Origin of the sequence: Acinetobacter sp. AL9, assembly GCF_041464035.1 — a bacterium.
In the GTDB taxonomy this organism is placed as follows: Bacteria; Pseudomonadota; Gammaproteobacteria; order Pseudomonadales; family Moraxellaceae; genus Acinetobacter; species Acinetobacter towneri.
Map to the genome: position 1 here is coordinate 1 of NZ_JAYFSK010000159.1, position 568 is coordinate 568.

The 568-nt window shown below is 40.1% G+C and carries 1 pseudogene; it reads left to right on the forward strand.

Annotated elements, in window-relative coordinates:
- Window positions 1-568: pseudogene (locus tag ACEO2X_RS14090) on the forward strand (IS30-like element IS18 family transposase); the annotation flags it as partial.

Sequence of the window (568 nt, forward strand, 5' to 3'; positions counted from 1 at the left end):
ATGAAGAAATACACCCAACTTTCTCAAGATGAAAGATACGAAATTTATGCTACTTTGAAAAGTAAAAGTTCAATCGCTACCCTTGCTCGGGAGTTAGGACGTTCACGATCAACCATCTACCGTGAATTAAAAAGAAATACTGGGCAACGTGGATATAGAGCTCAACAGGCAGCTAAATTTGCAAGTCAAAGACGGTACCGTCCTTCATCATCAATGACAGCATTTGCCTTCGCTTATATTGATTATTTGATTGGTTTGGACTGGTCACCAGAACAAATTTCAGGTGCTTTAACACAACGCGGTTGGCTGGATGTACCTTCACATGAGTGGATTTACCAGTACATTTATCAAGATAAATCAAAAGGCGGTAAACTTCATCTACACTTAAGGCATCAGAAGAAATATCGAAAACGCGGTTACAAAAACACGGATCGTAGGGGGCAAATCATTGATAAAACAAGTATTCACTGCCGAGACCAGGTCATTGATCAACGACAACGTTTAGGAGATTTCGAAGGTGACACGGTGATTGGTAAACATCATAAAGGTGCTTTATTGACTCTCGTTG